Source organism: Streptococcus sp. HMSC072D07 (assembly GCF_001814835.1).
In the GTDB taxonomy this organism is placed as follows: Bacteria; Bacillota; Bacilli; order Lactobacillales; family Streptococcaceae; genus Streptococcus.
In genome coordinates, this window is sequence record NZ_KV818049.1 from 1 (window position 1) to 298 (window position 298).

Below are 298 nucleotides of genomic sequence, written 5' to 3' on the forward strand. Positions count from 1 at the left end.
AAATTCCGAGCTGTCTAGCAATTTCCCAAGTTGAGTCAGGACTGTTGAAAGGACTGCTCCCAGCTGACTAATAGTCTGAGCAAGGGTTGGAAGCACCAAAACCAAAAGACAGATCACGATTAAGATAAGAGATAGGAAAACAAGCACCATAGCAATCGGACGGCGCAACCCTGCCTTTACCTTCATTTTAACTAGGAATTCTTCAATTTTTTTCATGGGAACATTGAGCACAAAAGCAATGACAGCACCATAAATCAAGGTTGATATTACATCAAAGAGAGAGATTGCTCCTGATATA

1 pseudogene is annotated in these 298 nt (G+C 40.9%); it reads right to left on the reverse strand.

What is annotated here, in order from left to right:
- Positions 1 to 298: pseudogene (locus HMPREF2991_RS11150) on the reverse strand (AI-2E family transporter); the annotation flags it as partial.